Origin of the sequence: Arthrobacter sp. LjRoot14, assembly GCF_964253905.1 — a bacterium.
Lineage (GTDB): Bacteria > Actinomycetota > Actinomycetes > Actinomycetales > Micrococcaceae > Arthrobacter.
Genome location: NZ_CAXURL020000001.1, coordinates 3,514,397 through 3,528,403, shown reverse-complemented (window position 1 = coordinate 3,528,403; position 14,007 = coordinate 3,514,397). Strand labels below are relative to the sequence as shown.

Here is a 14,007-nt window from a genome sequence, read left to right as displayed (position 1 = left end):
CGCGATTCTCAGGCTGCTGCGTGGCGACCCATCCATTCAACGAGTGGCCGCAGCTCGTCCCAGAGGCGGCCGATCTCCGCCACGGCCGCAGGCGTGGACAGCCAGTCCGGTTGACCCAGTTCCCGGCTGGCGGACACCGACTTGTACTTCAGGAGCTCCGCCCGGGGATGGTCGCGCGGAAAGCCCCGCGGCACCGTTTTCAGCCGTTCTCCGTCGACGGTGAAGCCGGCCTCGCTGGCCCTGCGCACGATCTGCTCCAGGGACTCCCCGGTCCCGGTGGCGTCCACCGAGTTCCGCAAGCGTGCCAGCTGGGCAGGGGAAGTGGAGTGGCAGCCGCCACCCACCAGGAGGCCGTCGGCGCTGATCTGTAGGTAGTAGCCGACGCCTTCCTGGAACGACGCGAAAGCCCCCTGGGCCGTCTTGTAAGGGGATTTGTCGGGAGAGAAGCGAACGTCCCGGTTGGGTCTGAAGATTTTCGCGGGACCGAACCTGGGCTCCAGCTGGGCCAGCAAAGCCGTCAGCGGTTCCCGGACGAGCGATTCGTAGCGGGGTTTGTGTTCGAGCCACCACTCCCGGTTGTTGTTCTGCTCAAGTTCGGCGTAGAAGCCGAAGGCTGCGGCGGGGATGCCCTGGAATGTGGTCATGCAGTGAGCCTAAGGCGGCCCCGGCGCCCCGGCCAGTGGCCCGGGGCCCGTATGTGGAAAACAGCGGGTCAGATCCCCAGACGACACAAAAGCAGAACACCCCGCCGCGGATGTTCCGCGGCGGGGTGTTCTTGTGAATCGCAGTCAGCGGCACCGAGGGCGCCGCCGGGGGAGGCTACAGCTTGTTGGCTGCCTCGGCGTCGGATTCGGTCTGGCCGGCACCCAGGTTGGCGCGCAGCTTGGCGCCGAGGTCGGCGTCAACGTTGGTCCAGTACTGGATGGCGCGTTCCTTGATCTCGGGGGTCTTGACGCCGCCCACTGCACCGGTGATGGTGTCCAGCAGGCGGGCCTTGGCGCCGTCGTCGAACACTTCGCGGTACAGCGTGCCGGCCTGGCCGAAGTCGCTGTCCTCAGCGTGCAGGGAGTGGGCGGAGAGCGTCAGCTCGCCGTCGTTCTCCCAGCCGCCGCCCGCAACCGCCGGCTCAACAGCAGCGGGGCCGCCAACAGAGTTGGGGGCGTAGACCGGAACGGACGGGGCGTTGAAGAGGTAACGCCCGGCGCCGTCCTGGCTGTAGTTGTTGACCTGGTTCTTCGGCTGGTTCACCGGGATCTGGGCGTGGTTGGTGCCCACGCGGTAGCGGTGTGCATCGGCGTAGGAGAAGATGCGGGCCTGCAGCATCTTGTCCGGGGAAGCGGCGATGCCCGGAACGAAGTTCGACGGCGCGAAGGTGGCCTGCTCGATCTGCGCGAAGTAGTTCTCCGGGTTCCGGTTCAGCTCCATGGTGCCCACCTTGATCAGCGGGTAGTCCGAGTGCGGCCACACCTTGGTGAGGTCGAACGGGTTGAAGCGGTAGGTCTTGGCGTCCGCGTACGGCATGACCTGGACGTGCAGGTCCCAGGAGGGGAAGTTGCCGGCGGCAATGTTCTCCTGGAGGTCGCGGATGTAGAAGTCCGCGTCCGAACCGGCCAGCTCTTCGGCGCGGTCGCCCGTGATGGTCTTGACGCCCTGGTTGGACTTGAAGTGGTACTTGACCCAGAAGCGCTCACCTTCGGCGTTGATCCACTGGTAGGTGTGCGAGCCGTAGCCCTGCATTTCACGCCAGGAAGCCGGCAGGCCGCGGTCGCCCATGAGCCAGGTGACCTGGTGCGCGGACTCGGGGGACAGGGTCCAGAAATCCCACTGCATGTCGGCGTCGCGCAGGTGGGTGCCCGGCAGGCGCTTCTGGGAGTGGATGAAGTCCGGGAACTTGATGCCGTCGCGGATGAAGAAGACGGGGGTGTTGTTGCCCACGAGGTCGTAGTTGCCCTCGGAGGTGTAGAACTTCACGGCGAAGCCGCGGGGATCGCGCCAGGTGTCGGGAGAACCGTTCTCGCCGGCGACCGAGGAGAAGCGGATCAGCATTTCGGTTTCCACGCCCGGCTGCAGGAATGCGGCTTTGGTGTACTTGGAGATGTCCTCGGTGGTGGTGAACTTACCGAACGCGCCGCCGCCCTTGGCGTGGACTACGCGCTCCGGGACACGCTCGCGGTTGAACTGTGCGAGCTTCTCGATCAGGTAGTGGTCGGTCAGGATGATGGCGCCGTCAGCGCCGACAGCCTTCGAGTGAGCATCGGAAGTGACGGGAGCACCGGACTGTGTGGTGGACACAGCGGGCGCAGAGATGTTCAGAGTCATCTTTCTCCTTTGGTTGGGTTTCTTGCTTAGTTTCGTTCGGCGGGTAGCTTTTGGGTGCGCTGGCAGTCCTGGCAGATGCCCTGGTACATGACGTCAGCGATCTGGATGGTCATCGGCTCGGAATTTTCGTCCCAGTGCGGCGTGAGGCAGGGCGCATGGCCCACGGCGCAGTCCACGTCCTCCACCCGCCCGCAGCTGATGCAGATGGCGTGGTGGTGGTTGTCGCCCACCCGCGTCTCATACAGCGCGGGGGAGTGTGGCGGTTCGAACCGGCGCAGCATGTGCAGGTCCGTGAGGTCACCGAGGACCACGTACACGGACTGCGCGGTCATTTCGGGCAGCTCTTCACGCGCGGCGGCAAGAATGCTTTCGGCCGGCGAGTGCGGGTGGCGTTCGACGGCGGTGAGGACCGCCAGCCGCTGTTTGGTCACCCGGCGGCCGTGGGCGCGCAGGGCAGCAGCCCATGCATCCTGGCCTGCCTCGTGAACTGTCATAGCCCCATTCAAGCACTTATTATGACTAAATCACAATAAGGCCGGGCTAATGTCCGGAGACCGCAGCAACATTTCAAACGGGTTGACGGCTTCACCGGCAGAGCGGCCCAGCGCGTGCAGTTCAAGCCGGCCGCCGGTGACGGCAGTGTCAGGCACAAGGCAGCTGAGGCCGGTTACGGCCTGCCGGAGCGACAGGGCTTCCAAGGCTGCGGCCAGGGCAAGCAATTCACGCGGGGTCACCTCCTCCACGGAACCGATGGTCCGTTCCGGTGCGAGGACCGTGTGGTCCGACCCCGCAGGGGACGGCGGTGTCCAGGCGCGGATAGCGGGCAGCGGCGCTTCCTGTTCCCGGGCGGCTTCATCCCGGTCGGCTTCCGCGACAGTTTCCGCGTCGGTTTCCGGGCCGGTACCGTCCGGCGCGAAGTCCGCCGTACCGTCCGGCGCCTCGTCCACCGCGGCAGTTGCCGCTTTCAGCAGCGCGGTGCGGAGCCCGGCGTCGTACTTGTCCAATTCCTGGTCCGGCGCCGGCTTCCGGCGCTGCGCCGGCAAGGACAGCTGGAAGGCGGGGGTGACCGGTTCGCCGTCCCAGCGGCCGAACAGGTGGAACGTGGGGGTGGAAGATTCCGCGGCAGGTTCGCCGATAGCGGCTCCGAGCGCATGCCAGCGATGCGCAAAGAGCAGGGTGCAGGTGTCCGCCCCGAGAACATCGGCCAGTGCCCTTCGGGCAGCGTTGTGGCAGAGCAGCCAGTCGGCCGCCGACCGGTGGTCCAGTGCCGTTGCCGGATTGCTCAGGCGGATCATCAGGTGGCCGGCCGTCAGCGGAGTGCGCGGCCGGGTGACCTCCCAGACCGCCGAGCCGAAAAGCAGCCGTCTGGACAACTGCATGTGCATTCCTTCCGCCAGAGTGTTTCCCCGCCCGAGACTATCAAGGCCGTCCCTGGCATTCAGGGGCGCCGCAGCATGCGGGCTCAGAATGGCCCGGATCCCTCGGTCCCCGCCGCTAGAGTTGCCCGGTGGGAAGATTTCTGGCTGACGTCACTCCGTTGCGCGAGAGCCCGGATTTCCGTCGGCTCTGGCTCGGATCCGCCGTCTCCAACCTTGGCAGCCAGCTGACCCTGGTGACGGTCAGCCTCGAGGTGTACCGGCTGACGCAGGACAGCCTCTACGTGGGCCTGTTGAGTATCTTCGCGCTGGTGCCCCTGGTGCTCGGAGGCCTGCTGGGCGGCTCCATCGCCGATGCGCACGACCGCCGCAAGGTTGCCCTGCTGGCGACCACCGTGCTGTGGCTTACCACGGCCGGGCTGGCGGCGCAGGCCTGGCTCGGGCTGGGCAACGTGTGGCTGCTCTACGTCCTGGTGGCCGTGCAGAGCGGCGCACAGGCCATCAACCAGCCCGCCCGCAGCGCCATTATCCCGGCACTGGTCCGAAAGGAACTCCTGCCGGCGGCCAACGCGCTGAGCATGATCACGTTCGGCCTGGGCATGACGGCCGGTCCGTTGCTGGCCGGCGTGCTGGTGGCCTGGGTGGGCTTCGGCTGGACCTACACGCTGGACGTGGCGAGCTTCGCATTTGCGTTCTGGGCCCTGCTGAGGCTCCCGCCGATGCCGCCGGGGAAAGCCTCACACCGGGCCGGGCTGCGCTCCGTGGTGGAGGGTTTCCGCTTCCTGGGTACGCGGCCGAATCTCCGCATGACGTTCGTGATCGACCTCGTGGCCATGATCTTCGCGCAGCCGCGGGCCCTGATGCCGGCGATCGGCGCGGTGATGATCGGCGGCGGCGAGGCCACCGTGGGCGTGCTGCTGGCGTCGACAGCAGTGGGCGCGTTCCTGGCCGGGCTCTTCTCCGGCCCGCTGGGCGGCATCCGGCGGCAGGGGAGCGCGGTGGTGTGGTCCGTCATGGGATGGGGTGCGTCCATCGCCGGCTTCGGACTGGTGGTGGTGCTGGCCGGGCGTTCCGGCGCCGGCGGTGTGACGTGGTGGCTGCTGCCCGCGGCGCTCTGCTGTGCCCTTGCCGGCATCGCGGACTCCGTGAGCGCCGTCTTCCGCACCACCATCCTCCAGGCGGCGACGCCGGACCACCTGCGCGGGCGGCTCCAAGGAGTGTTTGTGGTGGTGGTTGCGGGCGGCCCGCGGATCGGGGACATGCTGGCCGGCGGCGGCACTAAACTTTTGAGTGAAGGTTGGGTGTTGTTGCTGGGCGGGCTGTTGTGCATCGCCGTGGCGTGGACGGTGGCGCACTTGCAGTCGGGTTTCCTGAAGTACGACGCGCGGAATCCCGTTCCGTAGCGGCGGCGCCCCGGCCGTCACTTGAGGGTTGTAACGTCCTGAGGAGGCACAGTGCATAATCACCACAACGGATTGAAGACCGCGGCTCTGTTCGGGGTTCTTTGGGCGGTGCTGCTGGGGCTGGGTGCCGTGATCGGCACCAGCATGCGGAGCACCACCCCCATCTGGATCATGGCACTGGTGGGCGTGGGCACCACAGCCTACGGGTACTGGAACAGCGACAAACTCGCGCTCCGCTCCATGCAGGCCTATCCCGTTACCGAGGAGCAGGCGCCCCAGCTCTACCAGATCGTCCGGGAGCTCTCCGCCAAAGCGAACCAGCCCATGCCGCGGATCTACATCTCGCCCACCCCGGCGCCTAATGCTTTTGCCACCGGCAGGAACCCGCAGAACGCCGCCGTCTGCTGCACGGAAGGCATCCTGCGGCTCCTGAGCGTCAGGGAGCTTCGCGGGGTGCTGGGCCACGAGCTCATGCACGTGTACAACAGGGACATCCTGACCTCGTCCGTGGCCGCCGCAGTAGCGGGCGTAATCACCTCGGTGGGCCAGATGCTGCTGATCTTCGGCGGAGGGGATCGCCGCAACTCAAACCCGCTCGCGGTGATGGCGATGGCGCTTCTCGCTCCGCTCGCGGCGGTGGTGATCCAGTCGGCCATTTCGCGGACCAGGGAGTACGACGCCGACGAGGACGGTTCCGCACTCACCGGCGATCCGCTGGCGCTCGCCTCAGCCCTGCGCAAGATCCATCAGGGCGTGCAGATGGTGCCGCTCCCGCCGGACCAGAAGCTGGTGAACACCTCGCACCTGATGATCGCCAACCCGTTCCGGGCCGGCGGTGTGACCCGGATGTTTGCCACGCACCCGCCGATGCAGGACCGCATCACCCGGCTGGAACTGATGGCGGGCGGCCCGGTCAGCTGAGCGCCGCGGGAGGAATCAGCTGCGGAAGTTGACGAACTGCAGGTCGGCTTCGTCAAAGTCCTTCAGGAGAGCCATGGTGGCCTGCAGATCGTCGCGGGACTTGGACGTCACGCGAAGTTCGTCACCCTGGATCTGGGACTTGACGGACTTGGGTGCCTCGTCGCGGATCAGCTTGTTGATCTTCTTCGCGAGGTCCTGGGCGATGCCCTCCTTGATGGTCGCCTCCAGCCGGAATTCCTTGCCGGATGCGTAGGGCTCGCCGGTGTCCAGCGACTTCAGCGAGATTCCGCGGCGGATGAGCTTGGACTGCAGTACGTCCAGGACGGCCAGCACCCGCTCTTCCGAGTTGGCCTTCATCAGGATCTTTTCACCGCTGAAATCGACTTCGGCGCCAACGCCCTTGAAGTCGTAGCGCTGGGCCAGTTCCTTCTGCGCCTGGTTCAGCGCATTGGCAACTTCCTGCTTGTCTACCTTGCTGACGACGTCGAATGTGGATTCGCCTGCCATAACTGTCCTCCTGCTGATCGCATGGGTGCCCCTTCAGGGGCAGTAGTGTCTGCATTCCAGCCTAGTACGGATGGCGGCGAAGTGAAGGCTCAGGGCCCGGGCCGGGTTCGGGGCGGAAACGGTCGCAGCGGAGGCGTCCCGGGCCATTCACAGCCTCCTCAAAGCGGATGCACGGCGGGAACGAAGTCTTGACCCCCAGAGTTGGAGTGTTGGAAGAGTTGCCCCGGAAGGAAAGCACATGCACCAGAAGGCCGTCCGCTACGTCACCCGCTCCACTGCCGCTGCAGCCACCTCCCTCGCTGCTGCGGCCAGTTCCGTAGCAGCCGCCGCGGTAGCTGCCTCGATCATCCTTAGCCCAGTGGCCGATGCTTCCTCCCGACTGGACGGTGTGCACTCAGATTTGATGCGGGCGGTGCAGCTGAACCAGATCACCGAGGAGCAGGCAGCGAAGTTCGAAGCGAAACTGGCCGGACGCATTCTTGGCGAAGCCTGATTTTTGGCGGATTTCCGGGGTATTCGGAGGTCTCAGCGGCTCGATTCGATTCTTCGGCAGAAGTTCTGTAAAGTTGTCTTGCCCGCGGTTGCTGGAAGCGGAACGGACTGGAAACAGTGGTTCTGGCCAAGGAAGCCGCGAGTGATCTTCTTTTGAAGTTCGGCAGATTACCCGAGCGGCCAAAGGGGGCTGACTGTAAATCAGCTGGCAACGCCTACGGGGGTTCGAATCCCTCATCTGCCACCCAAGGAAAAGTCTCCGGAACCATCAGGTTCCGGAGACTTTTTCGTTGTCCGGGAACGTCAGTTGAGGCCAATCACCAGCATCTGGCTGGTCCCCGGGATGCAGGTCTGCAGGATGACCCGCGGGAAGCCGCCGAAGATCGCCGAGACATTGTTGGTGGTGCCGGGGTTTGGCACCTGGCCCCGTCCGACCACCGTGTAGGTCCCGTAGCCGGGAATGCTGACGGTCTCGCCGACGCCGATGCCCGAGAACCGGGCCCATCCGCCGCAGAAGTCATGCTCTGTGATGAAAAGTGCGTAGGCATCGGTGGGCGTGAAGTGGATGGGGCCGATGCAGGCGTCCACCATGGACTGTCCGCCGGCACCCGCTACGTAGATCGTGCGGACTGCCGGAGCAGGCGCCGGAGCGGGAGCCGCAGCAGGTGCTGGTGCTGCAGCAGGGGCGGGCGCCGGTACCGGAGCAGCGGGTGCCGGGGCGGCGACGGCCGGTCCCGTCAGCTTCAGGACCTGCCCCGGTACGATCGGTGAGTACAGGCCCAGGCCGTTCGCGGCCAGCATGGCGTTCATGTCGACCCCGAAGCGTGCAGCTATTTCCCCGACAGTGTCCCCGGCGACCACCGTATACAGGTTGGACGCTTCCGGCGCCGGGGCAGGCGCCGGGGCAGGGGCCGGCGCAGGAGCGGGTTCTGCGGCCGGGGCCGGCGCAGCGGGCTCCGGGACGGCGGGCTCCGGGACGGCGGCAACGGCCGCCTCCGGCGTGCCGGCTCCGGCCGTTGCAGAAGCGGGAGCGTCTGTGGACTTGGCGGCCTCAGGCGCCGGTGCCGCCTGGGTGTCGGTGACGCTGGACGTCTGCGCGGAGGCGGAGTAGCCGACAGCGGCCACGGCGACTGCCGTAACCACCGCTCCCGCGGCCAGGAGGGTCCTTAGCCTGGTTCTTCCACTGTGGACTGTTGCAGATGCCGGGACAGGTGTTCTGTCCCCAAGGTCAAGCTCGTTTTGATCCATCGGTTCCCCCCGAGAGTCAATGCCTTGGGGTCGACAGGACAGCAGGCCCCAGGGCGGCGGTGCGCCGGCATTGGGCGGCATTGAGGAGCTGCCCGCGGCACGGAGACGCATGAAGTGAACTGCCGAAACGATGAGTAATTTCGGAAGCCCGAATGGTTAGACCCGCGCCCACTTAATGGCGACGGGTAATTCCGGAATGCTGCTTGCCCTAGGAATATTGAGTCTATGAATGGGGAGGTAATCACCGCACGAGTAGGAATTACCCGAATATTCGTACCTGGCACCCGCGCCTCAGCCGGGTATACGCAATGGCTTCTTTCCTGGCCGGCGGGGACACTCGAAAAAGTGCGGTGGCCTACTCGGCCGGAAGCAGGTAATTCCCTCTGGTTTCCGGTTGGGCCTGGCGGCAGATGCACCTAATACGCGGATATAGGGGCAGGTAGTTAATTAGGTCAGTCCGGGCGAAATCCAGGATATTGAGCTAATCTTGATGCTTTTCATAATTCACTCATGTGGATTAATTCAATAAAAAAGGCAGCCACCCGGACGTAACGACCGGATGGCTACCTTTTCGCAAATTCTCTTGGCCCTCAGGGGAGGTTTATGGCTCGCGTTCGCGGCGCAGCGCCGCCAATTCCTGCCGCAGGGCGGCCACCTCCGCCAGGAGTTCCCGGACCTCCGCGCGGACCGGAACTTCAGCCGACTCCACGGCCGCTTCCGTGTTCTCTTCGACCCTTTGCACCAGCCATGATGCGATGGACGCCGTGACGACACCCAGCACGGCGATGCCGCTCATCATCAGGGCAGCGGCAACCATGCGGCCGATGGGTGTGACGGGAAAGAGGTCCCCGTAGCCCACGGTGGTGATGGTGGTGATGGCCCACCACGCGGCGTCGCCGAAGGTGACGATTTTGGCGTCGGGCGCATTTTGTTCGACGTCCAGGACAGCCAGTGCGCCCACAAACACCAGCAGGACGGCCGAGCCGGCCACATAGGTGACCACGCGGCCGCGAAGCGTCTCGCCCACGGTCCGGTGCAACACGGACAGCAGGGTGACCAGCCGGAGCAGCCTGAGCGGCCGGAAAAACGGCAGCGCCACAATCAGCAGCTCGTGCAAGTTGCGAATGAACCAGCGCTTCCTGTTGTCCGCGAGCCACAGGTTCGCCGCGTAGTCGGCAACGAAGACAGCCCAGGTGATCCACATGACGCTTTCGAGGAACTCGGCCTGCCGCCCTTCGATGTGGCCGATCACCTGCCAGGCGTAAGCTGCCAGGAAAATCAGTGCTGTTCCCATCAATGGCCACTCGGCGATGTCCCTGTAGCGTTGCTGCGTCATGGGGAAATCCTAAAGGGGACAACTCTTGGCGCTCTTGTTACTCGCGGGTAACATGATGGCATGCACCTGCTTTTGCGAACGCTCCTGCTCCTGTTCACGTCCTCGCGCCGCCCGCCCCTGAGTATCTGGGACACGTCCTCCCTCCCGTTGCGCGTACTGCCGACCGACATCGACATCGCCATGCATGTCAACAACGGGATGTACTTCTCGCTCATGGACCTGGGCCGGTTTGATCTCATGGCGCGGAGCGGAACCTGGAAGAAGATGCGCCAGCAGGGGTGGTCGCCGGTGGCCGCAGGGGAGACCATCGCCTTCCGGAAGTCCCTGCAGCTGTGGCAGCAATACACCATCGAATCCCGGATTATCGGACTCGACACCAAGGCCATCTATTTCGAGCAGCGCATGGTGGCGGACGGTGAAATCTATGCCCGCGCCCACATCGCAACGCGGCTGGTCAGCAAGGGCAGGCCGGTGAGCCAGGAGGAGATCTTCCGGGAGTTCGGCGAGCCGCCGGCCGGGCTCGAACTGCCGGAGTGGATCCACGAGTGGCGCGAGACCAACGCGCTGCCCGGGGCCCGCCGGCCGGCGCCGCACCTCTGGCATTAGGCCGCGGATGCCGGACGGCAAAAGGTGTGCCAAGAGCGAAACGCGCGGGACATCACCGGACGGCTCGCGTACCGTTGACCCATGGCTACCGTAGACATTACAGGTGAACAGTTCGCATCAACCGTCGAGAACAACGACATCGTCCTCGTTGATTTCTGGGCCGAATGGTGTGGTCCCTGCAAGCAGTTTGGACCCACGTATTCCGCAGTTTCAGAGAAGCACCCGGACGTCGTGTTCACCAAGGTGGACACCGAAGCCGAGCAGCAGCTGGCCGCCGAAGCAGGCATCACGTCCATCCCCACGCTGATGGCCTTCCGCGAGAAGGTGCTGGTGTTCTCGCAGCCCGGCGCGCTCAATGCCCAGCAGCTGGAGCAGGTGGTTGACGCCGTCAAGGCACTGGACATGGAAGAAGTCCACGCGCATGTTGCCCGGTCCCAGGCCGAGGCGGCCGCGGCGGCAGGCAAGCAGGACGGCACGCAGATCCCGGAGGCCTAAGGGGCCGCCGGTCGCTCATCGCCTTAGACTCCAACGCGGGGCCACTTCCGCCCACGAACCCTGGTTCGTTCGGGCGGAGTGGCCCCTCGTTGTTGGACGGAAAAGGGGTTACAGGCGTTCGAGCTGGACAGGTTCGGCCAGCAGGGCGCTCAGGGATTCATTGAGGTCCTGGACGGCGGTGCCCTTGGAATGCTTGGCCAGGTCCTCTTCGGAAGCCCACTGCTCCGTCAGCACCAGCTTTTCCTCGGTGGCCTCCGTCAGCTCGTACCGGATGCAGCCGGGTTCGTTGACCACCTCGTCGATCGCGATTTCGAGGGCGAGCTTCACGCGGAAGAATTCGCCGTCGTTGGGGATGAACGTTGCCTTCAGGTCAATGGGTGCACTCATGCGTTTCACAATACCGGCCCGGCCGCTTGCCTCCCCGAATATTTTGTAGGACTTCCTAGTTTTAGGCTTCTATTGCCGGGGCTCTGTTGGTAGCGTGCCAGCATGCGCGCTTATACAGCCGGGGACACTGACGTCCCGCTGCTTGACGAGACCATCGGCCAGAATTTCGAGCGGATGGTGGCCAGGTTCCCGTTCCACGACGCCCTGATCGAGGCGGCTCCGGTACCCGGAGCGGACGCCCGCCGCTGGAGCTACACCAAGCTGAACGACGACGTCGACAGGCTGGCCCGGGCGCTGATCGCCCGCGGCGTCGCCGCCGGGGACCGGATCGGCATCTGGAGCCCCAACTGCGCGGAGTGGACCATCCTGCAGTACGCCACGGCCAAAATCGGGGCAATCCTGGTCAACGTGAACCCGTCCTACCGGAGCCATGAACTGGAGTTCGTGGTCAGGCAGAACGGCATGCGGATGCTGGTGGCGGCGCCGTCGGACCGCAGCAGCGACTACACGGCGATGGCCAGGCAGGCTCTCGCCGAATGCCCGGAGTTGAAGGAGCTGGTCTTCCTGCCAGATGGCGGCCAGCCGCAGCTGCAGGCCGGTGATCCTGAAACTGCTGCGGAAATGACGTACGCCGAGCTGCTCAAGCGGGCTGACGACGTCGGGCATTCCGTCCTGAAGGCCCGCCTGGCGGGACTGGACCCGCAGGACCCCATCAACCTGCAGTACACGTCGGGCACCACCGGGTTCCCGAAGGGTGCCACCCTGACGCACCGCAACATCCTGAACAACGGCTACTCCATCGGCGAGCTGCTGGGCTACACGGAGCATGACCGCGTGGTGATTCCGGTGCCGTTCTACCACTGCTTCGGGATGGTGATCGGGAACCTGAATGCCCTCAGCCACGGCGCCGCGACCATCATTCCGGGACGCTCCTTCACCCCGTCGGCGGCGCTCGAAGCGGTCCAGGACTTCGGCGGGACATCGCTGTACGGCGTACCCACCATGTTCATTGCTGAGCTCGCGCTGCCGGACTTCGCCTCCTATGACCTGTCCACGCTGCGCACCGGTGTGATGGCCGGATCCCTGTGCCCCATCGAGGTGATGAACCGGGTCATCTCCGACATGAACATGAAGGATGTGGCCATCTGCTACGGCATGACGGAAACCTCCCCGGTATCCACCATGACCCGCGCCGACGACACCATGCAGCAGCGCACTGAAACCGTGGGACGCACCATGCCGCAGCTGGAGAGCCAGGTGGTGGACCCGGTGACAGGCGAGGTGCTGGAGCGCGGGGAAATCGGCGAGCTGTGCACCCGCGGGTATGCCGTGATGAAGGGATATTGGAACCAGCCGGACAAGACTGCGGAGGCGATCGACCCGGACGGCTGGATGCACACCGGGGATCTGGCCCGGATGGACGCGGACGGCTACGTGGTGATTGAAGGCCGCATCAAGGACATGGTGATCCGCGGCGGCGAGAACATCTACCCGCGCGAGATCGAGGAGTTCCTCTACACCCACCCGTCCATCCAGGACGTGCAGGTGATTGGGGTGCCGGACGCCAAGTACGGCGAGGAGCTCATGGCCTGCATCATCGTTAAACCCGGCGCGGATCCGCTGGACGCGGCCGGTGTCGCCGAGTTCTGCCGCGGCAAGCTGGCGCATTACAAGATCCCGCGCTACGTGGAGGTCCGGGACAGCTTCCCGATGACGGTGTCAGGGAAGATCCGGAAAGTGGAGATGCGGCAGGAGGCCGTGGCCCGGCTGGGGTTGTAGCCTTCGCGCGTGCGGTGGCCGGCGATGCCAGCGATAAGGCACCTTAACGTGCCCGCCGGGATGGGGAGAACCATCCGCTCGCGAGGGTTCCCAGGCCTCCATTCACACTTGCCGCCTAGTGCCGCCGGTGGTCCTGGATGGTCATGCGGGGGCCGAACGTGGGTTTCCGGAAACCGCTGAGGCCGATCATCCGCACCACCCTCTGCCGGTGACCCTGCCACGGCGCCAGCAGCCGCAGCATCCCGGCGTCGTCCGTCCTCCGGCCGGTCAGCGCTGCGCCGACGTAGGCCGCGAGGTGGTAGTCGCCCACCGCGATGGAGTCAGGGCAGCCGTGCGTCCTCTGCACCACCTCCGCCGTGGTCCAGACCCCGATGCCCGGAATGGTCTGCATCCCGGCGGCCGCCTCTGTTGCCGGCAGCGCCGCAAGGCGTTCAAGGGCGACGGCGGAACGCAGCGCCCGCATGACCGTGGCTGAACGCTGGGGACCCACGCCGGCCTTGTGCCACTCCCACGACGGGATGCGCAGCCACTGCTCCGGTGTGGGCTGCAGCCGCAGGCCGGCCGGAGCGGACGAACCGGCAGCCGGAGCCGGCGCCCCGTAACGGTACATCAGGTAGCGGTAGCCGCGCCGGGCTTCGATGACGGTGACCTTCTGCTCAAGAATGGTGGGCACCAGGGAGTCCACCATCCGGCCGGTGGCCGGGAGCCGCAGCGCCAGGTTCCGGCGTCGGGCTTCCACCACCATCCGGGGGAGCGTGGAGTGGAACTCCGGGTGGTCGAACGCGGACCAGTCGTCCCCGCTGCCCAGCAGCCGCGGCGCGCCGGCCACGGCCTCCTCCGAACCAGGTCCCCAGGCCTGGATGTCCACCGCCGGTTCGCGGGGGTCCCCGGCCACGGTGAGGCGCAGGGTGGCCGGCCCGCACGGCGTGGTGAATGCCATCCAGAGCCCGTCCGGTGCGGCAGCAAACGCCGGATCGCCATTGCCGCGCATGAGTGTGCCGAGCGTCTGCAGGAGGTTGAACGGGCCGCCGGCATGCCACCGCAGGGAGGCATCCGCCGCGGCGGCCAGGCCGGCGGGGACGTCTGCGATGGTCATTTACCCATCGTCCCACGCGGGGCTGACAGGTCCGGAAACCGG

15 protein-coding genes and 1 tRNA gene are annotated in these 14,007 nt (G+C 65.8%); 7 read left to right on the top strand and 9 right to left on the bottom strand.

Annotated elements, in window-relative coordinates:
• Window positions 1-8 precede the first annotated feature (8 nt).
• The 4 genes from ACSQ12_RS15975 to ACSQ12_RS15960 all read right to left on the bottom strand — a co-directional run bounded on the left by ACSQ12_RS15975 (window position 9) and on the right by ACSQ12_RS15960 (window position 3,698).
• Window positions 9-644 carry a DUF2461 domain-containing protein gene (locus tag ACSQ12_RS15975; RefSeq protein WP_436066027.1) on the bottom strand — a complete coding sequence of 212 codons (636 nt, stop codon included), beginning with the start codon at window positions 642-644 and terminating at the stop codon, window positions 9-11.
• Window positions 645-819: 175 nt separating this feature from the next.
• Window positions 820-2,319: a catalase gene (locus tag ACSQ12_RS15970; protein ID WP_436066026.1), complete on the bottom strand. Its 1,500-nt coding sequence runs from the start codon at window positions 2,317-2,319 to the stop codon at window positions 820-822.
• A gap of 26 nt (window positions 2,320-2,345) precedes the next feature.
• Window positions 2,346-2,813: a Fur family transcriptional regulator gene (locus ACSQ12_RS15965; RefSeq protein WP_011692907.1), complete on the bottom strand. Its 468-nt coding sequence runs from the start codon at window positions 2,811-2,813 to the stop codon at window positions 2,346-2,348.
• A 30-nt stretch (window positions 2,814-2,843) separates the two neighbouring features.
• Window positions 2,844-3,698 (bottom strand): hypothetical protein, encoded by an 855-nt coding sequence (locus tag ACSQ12_RS15960; protein WP_436066025.1) that lies wholly within the window; start codon window positions 3,696-3,698, stop codon window positions 2,844-2,846.
• 128 nt (window positions 3,699-3,826) lie between these two features.
• Here ACSQ12_RS15960 and ACSQ12_RS15955 point away from each other — a divergent pair, with 128 nt between their 5' ends.
• Together ACSQ12_RS15955 and htpX are read left to right on the top strand one after the other, a co-directional pair.
• A complete protein-coding gene (locus ACSQ12_RS15955) occupies window positions 3,827-5,098 on the top strand; it encodes an MFS transporter (protein WP_436066024.1) in 1,272 nt (423 codons plus the stop codon).
• 51 nt (window positions 5,099-5,149) lie between these two features.
• Entirely contained in the window at window positions 5,150-6,019 is an 870-nt protein-coding gene (htpX, locus tag ACSQ12_RS15950) for a zinc metalloprotease HtpX (protein ID WP_436066023.1), read from the top strand.
• Window positions 6,020-6,034: 15 nt separating this feature from the next.
• On the opposite strand, the gene ACSQ12_RS15945 is transcribed toward htpX, so the two are convergent.
• A complete protein-coding gene (locus ACSQ12_RS15945; RefSeq protein ID WP_330187356.1) occupies window positions 6,035-6,526 on the bottom strand; it encodes a YajQ family cyclic di-GMP-binding protein in 492 nt (163 codons plus the stop codon).
• A 238-nt stretch (window positions 6,527-6,764) separates the two neighbouring features.
• On the opposite strand from ACSQ12_RS15945, the gene ACSQ12_RS15940 reads away from it, so the two are divergent.
• Both ACSQ12_RS15940 and ACSQ12_RS15935 read left to right on the top strand, forming a co-directional pair.
• Entirely contained in the window at window positions 6,765-7,019 is a 255-nt protein-coding gene (locus ACSQ12_RS15940) for a hypothetical protein (RefSeq protein ID WP_436066022.1), read from the top strand.
• A gap of 161 nt (window positions 7,020-7,180) precedes the next feature.
• Window positions 7,181-7,262 (top strand) — tRNA-Tyr (locus ACSQ12_RS15935).
• A 59-nt stretch (window positions 7,263-7,321) separates the two neighbouring features.
• On the opposite strand, the gene ACSQ12_RS15930 is transcribed toward ACSQ12_RS15935, so the two are convergent.
• Together ACSQ12_RS15930 and ACSQ12_RS15925 are read right to left on the bottom strand one after the other, a co-directional pair.
• Window positions 7,322-8,266 (bottom strand): LysM peptidoglycan-binding domain-containing protein, encoded by a 945-nt coding sequence (locus tag ACSQ12_RS15930; protein ID WP_436066021.1) that lies wholly within the window; start codon window positions 8,264-8,266, stop codon window positions 7,322-7,324.
• A gap of 601 nt (window positions 8,267-8,867) precedes the next feature.
• Window positions 8,868-9,602 carry a potassium channel family protein gene (locus tag ACSQ12_RS15925; protein WP_436066020.1) on the bottom strand — a complete coding sequence of 245 codons (735 nt, stop codon included), beginning with the start codon at window positions 9,600-9,602 and terminating at the stop codon, window positions 8,868-8,870.
• A gap of 60 nt (window positions 9,603-9,662) precedes the next feature.
• On the opposite strand from ACSQ12_RS15925, the gene ACSQ12_RS15920 reads away from it, so the two are divergent.
• Entirely contained in the window at window positions 9,663-10,208 is a 546-nt protein-coding gene (locus ACSQ12_RS15920) for an acyl-CoA thioesterase (RefSeq protein ID WP_436066019.1), read from the top strand.
• 81 nt (window positions 10,209-10,289) lie between these two features.
• A complete protein-coding gene (gene trxA / locus ACSQ12_RS15915; RefSeq protein WP_209742968.1) occupies window positions 10,290-10,703 on the top strand; it encodes a thioredoxin in 414 nt (137 codons plus the stop codon).
• A 108-nt stretch (window positions 10,704-10,811) separates the two neighbouring features.
• Here trxA and ACSQ12_RS15910 read toward each other — a convergent pair whose 3' ends face one another.
• Entirely contained in the window at window positions 10,812-11,090 is a 279-nt protein-coding gene (locus ACSQ12_RS15910) for a putative quinol monooxygenase (RefSeq protein ID WP_028269669.1), read from the bottom strand.
• A 102-nt stretch (window positions 11,091-11,192) separates the two neighbouring features.
• Between ACSQ12_RS15910 and ACSQ12_RS15905 the strand changes: the two genes are divergently transcribed.
• A complete protein-coding gene (locus ACSQ12_RS15905) occupies window positions 11,193-12,869 on the top strand; it encodes an AMP-binding protein (RefSeq protein WP_436066018.1) in 1,677 nt (558 codons plus the stop codon).
• Window positions 12,870-12,984: 115 nt separating this feature from the next.
• Here ACSQ12_RS15905 and ACSQ12_RS15900 read toward each other — a convergent pair whose 3' ends face one another.
• Window positions 12,985-13,965: a DNA-3-methyladenine glycosylase family protein gene (locus ACSQ12_RS15900; RefSeq protein ID WP_436066017.1), complete on the bottom strand. Its 981-nt coding sequence runs from the start codon at window positions 13,963-13,965 to the stop codon at window positions 12,985-12,987.
• Window positions 13,966-14,007 lie beyond the last annotated feature (42 nt).

What these genes read in the sequence shown, in the direction of transcription:
- ACSQ12_RS15965 (WP_011692907.1), bottom strand. Translation starts at nt 2,813, where the DNA reads ATGACAGTTCACGAGGCAGGCCAGGATGCATGGGCTGCTGCCCTGCGC.
- ACSQ12_RS15920 (WP_436066019.1), top strand. Translation starts at nt 9,663, where the DNA reads ATGCACCTGCTTTTGCGAACGCTCCTGCTCCTGTTCACGTCCTCGCGC.
- trxA (WP_209742968.1), top strand. Translation starts at nt 10,290, where the DNA reads ATGGCTACCGTAGACATTACAGGTGAACAGTTCGCATCAACCGTCGAG.
- ACSQ12_RS15945 (WP_330187356.1), bottom strand. Translation starts at nt 6,526, where the DNA reads ATGGCAGGCGAATCCACATTCGACGTCGTCAGCAAGGTAGACAAGCAG.
- ACSQ12_RS15930 (WP_436066021.1), bottom strand. Translation starts at nt 8,266, where the DNA reads ATGGATCAAAACGAGCTTGACCTTGGGGACAGAACACCTGTCCCGGCA.
- ACSQ12_RS15900 (WP_436066017.1), bottom strand. Translation starts at nt 13,965, where the DNA reads ATGACCATCGCAGACGTCCCCGCCGGCCTGGCCGCCGCGGCGGATGCC.
- ACSQ12_RS15970 (WP_436066026.1), bottom strand. Translation starts at nt 2,319, where the DNA reads ATGACTCTGAACATCTCTGCGCCCGCTGTGTCCACCACACAGTCCGGT.
- ACSQ12_RS15905 (WP_436066018.1), top strand. Translation starts at nt 11,193, where the DNA reads ATGCGCGCTTATACAGCCGGGGACACTGACGTCCCGCTGCTTGACGAG.
- ACSQ12_RS15910 (WP_028269669.1), bottom strand. Translation starts at nt 11,090, where the DNA reads ATGAGTGCACCCATTGACCTGAAGGCAACGTTCATCCCCAACGACGGC.
- ACSQ12_RS15975 (WP_436066027.1), bottom strand. Translation starts at nt 644, where the DNA reads ATGACCACATTCCAGGGCATCCCCGCCGCAGCCTTCGGCTTCTACGCC.
- ACSQ12_RS15925 (WP_436066020.1), bottom strand. Translation starts at nt 9,602, where the DNA reads ATGACGCAGCAACGCTACAGGGACATCGCCGAGTGGCCATTGATGGGA.
- ACSQ12_RS15940 (WP_436066022.1), top strand. Translation starts at nt 6,765, where the DNA reads ATGCACCAGAAGGCCGTCCGCTACGTCACCCGCTCCACTGCCGCTGCA.
- ACSQ12_RS15960 (WP_436066025.1), bottom strand. Translation starts at nt 3,698, where the DNA reads ATGCAGTTGTCCAGACGGCTGCTTTTCGGCTCGGCGGTCTGGGAGGTC.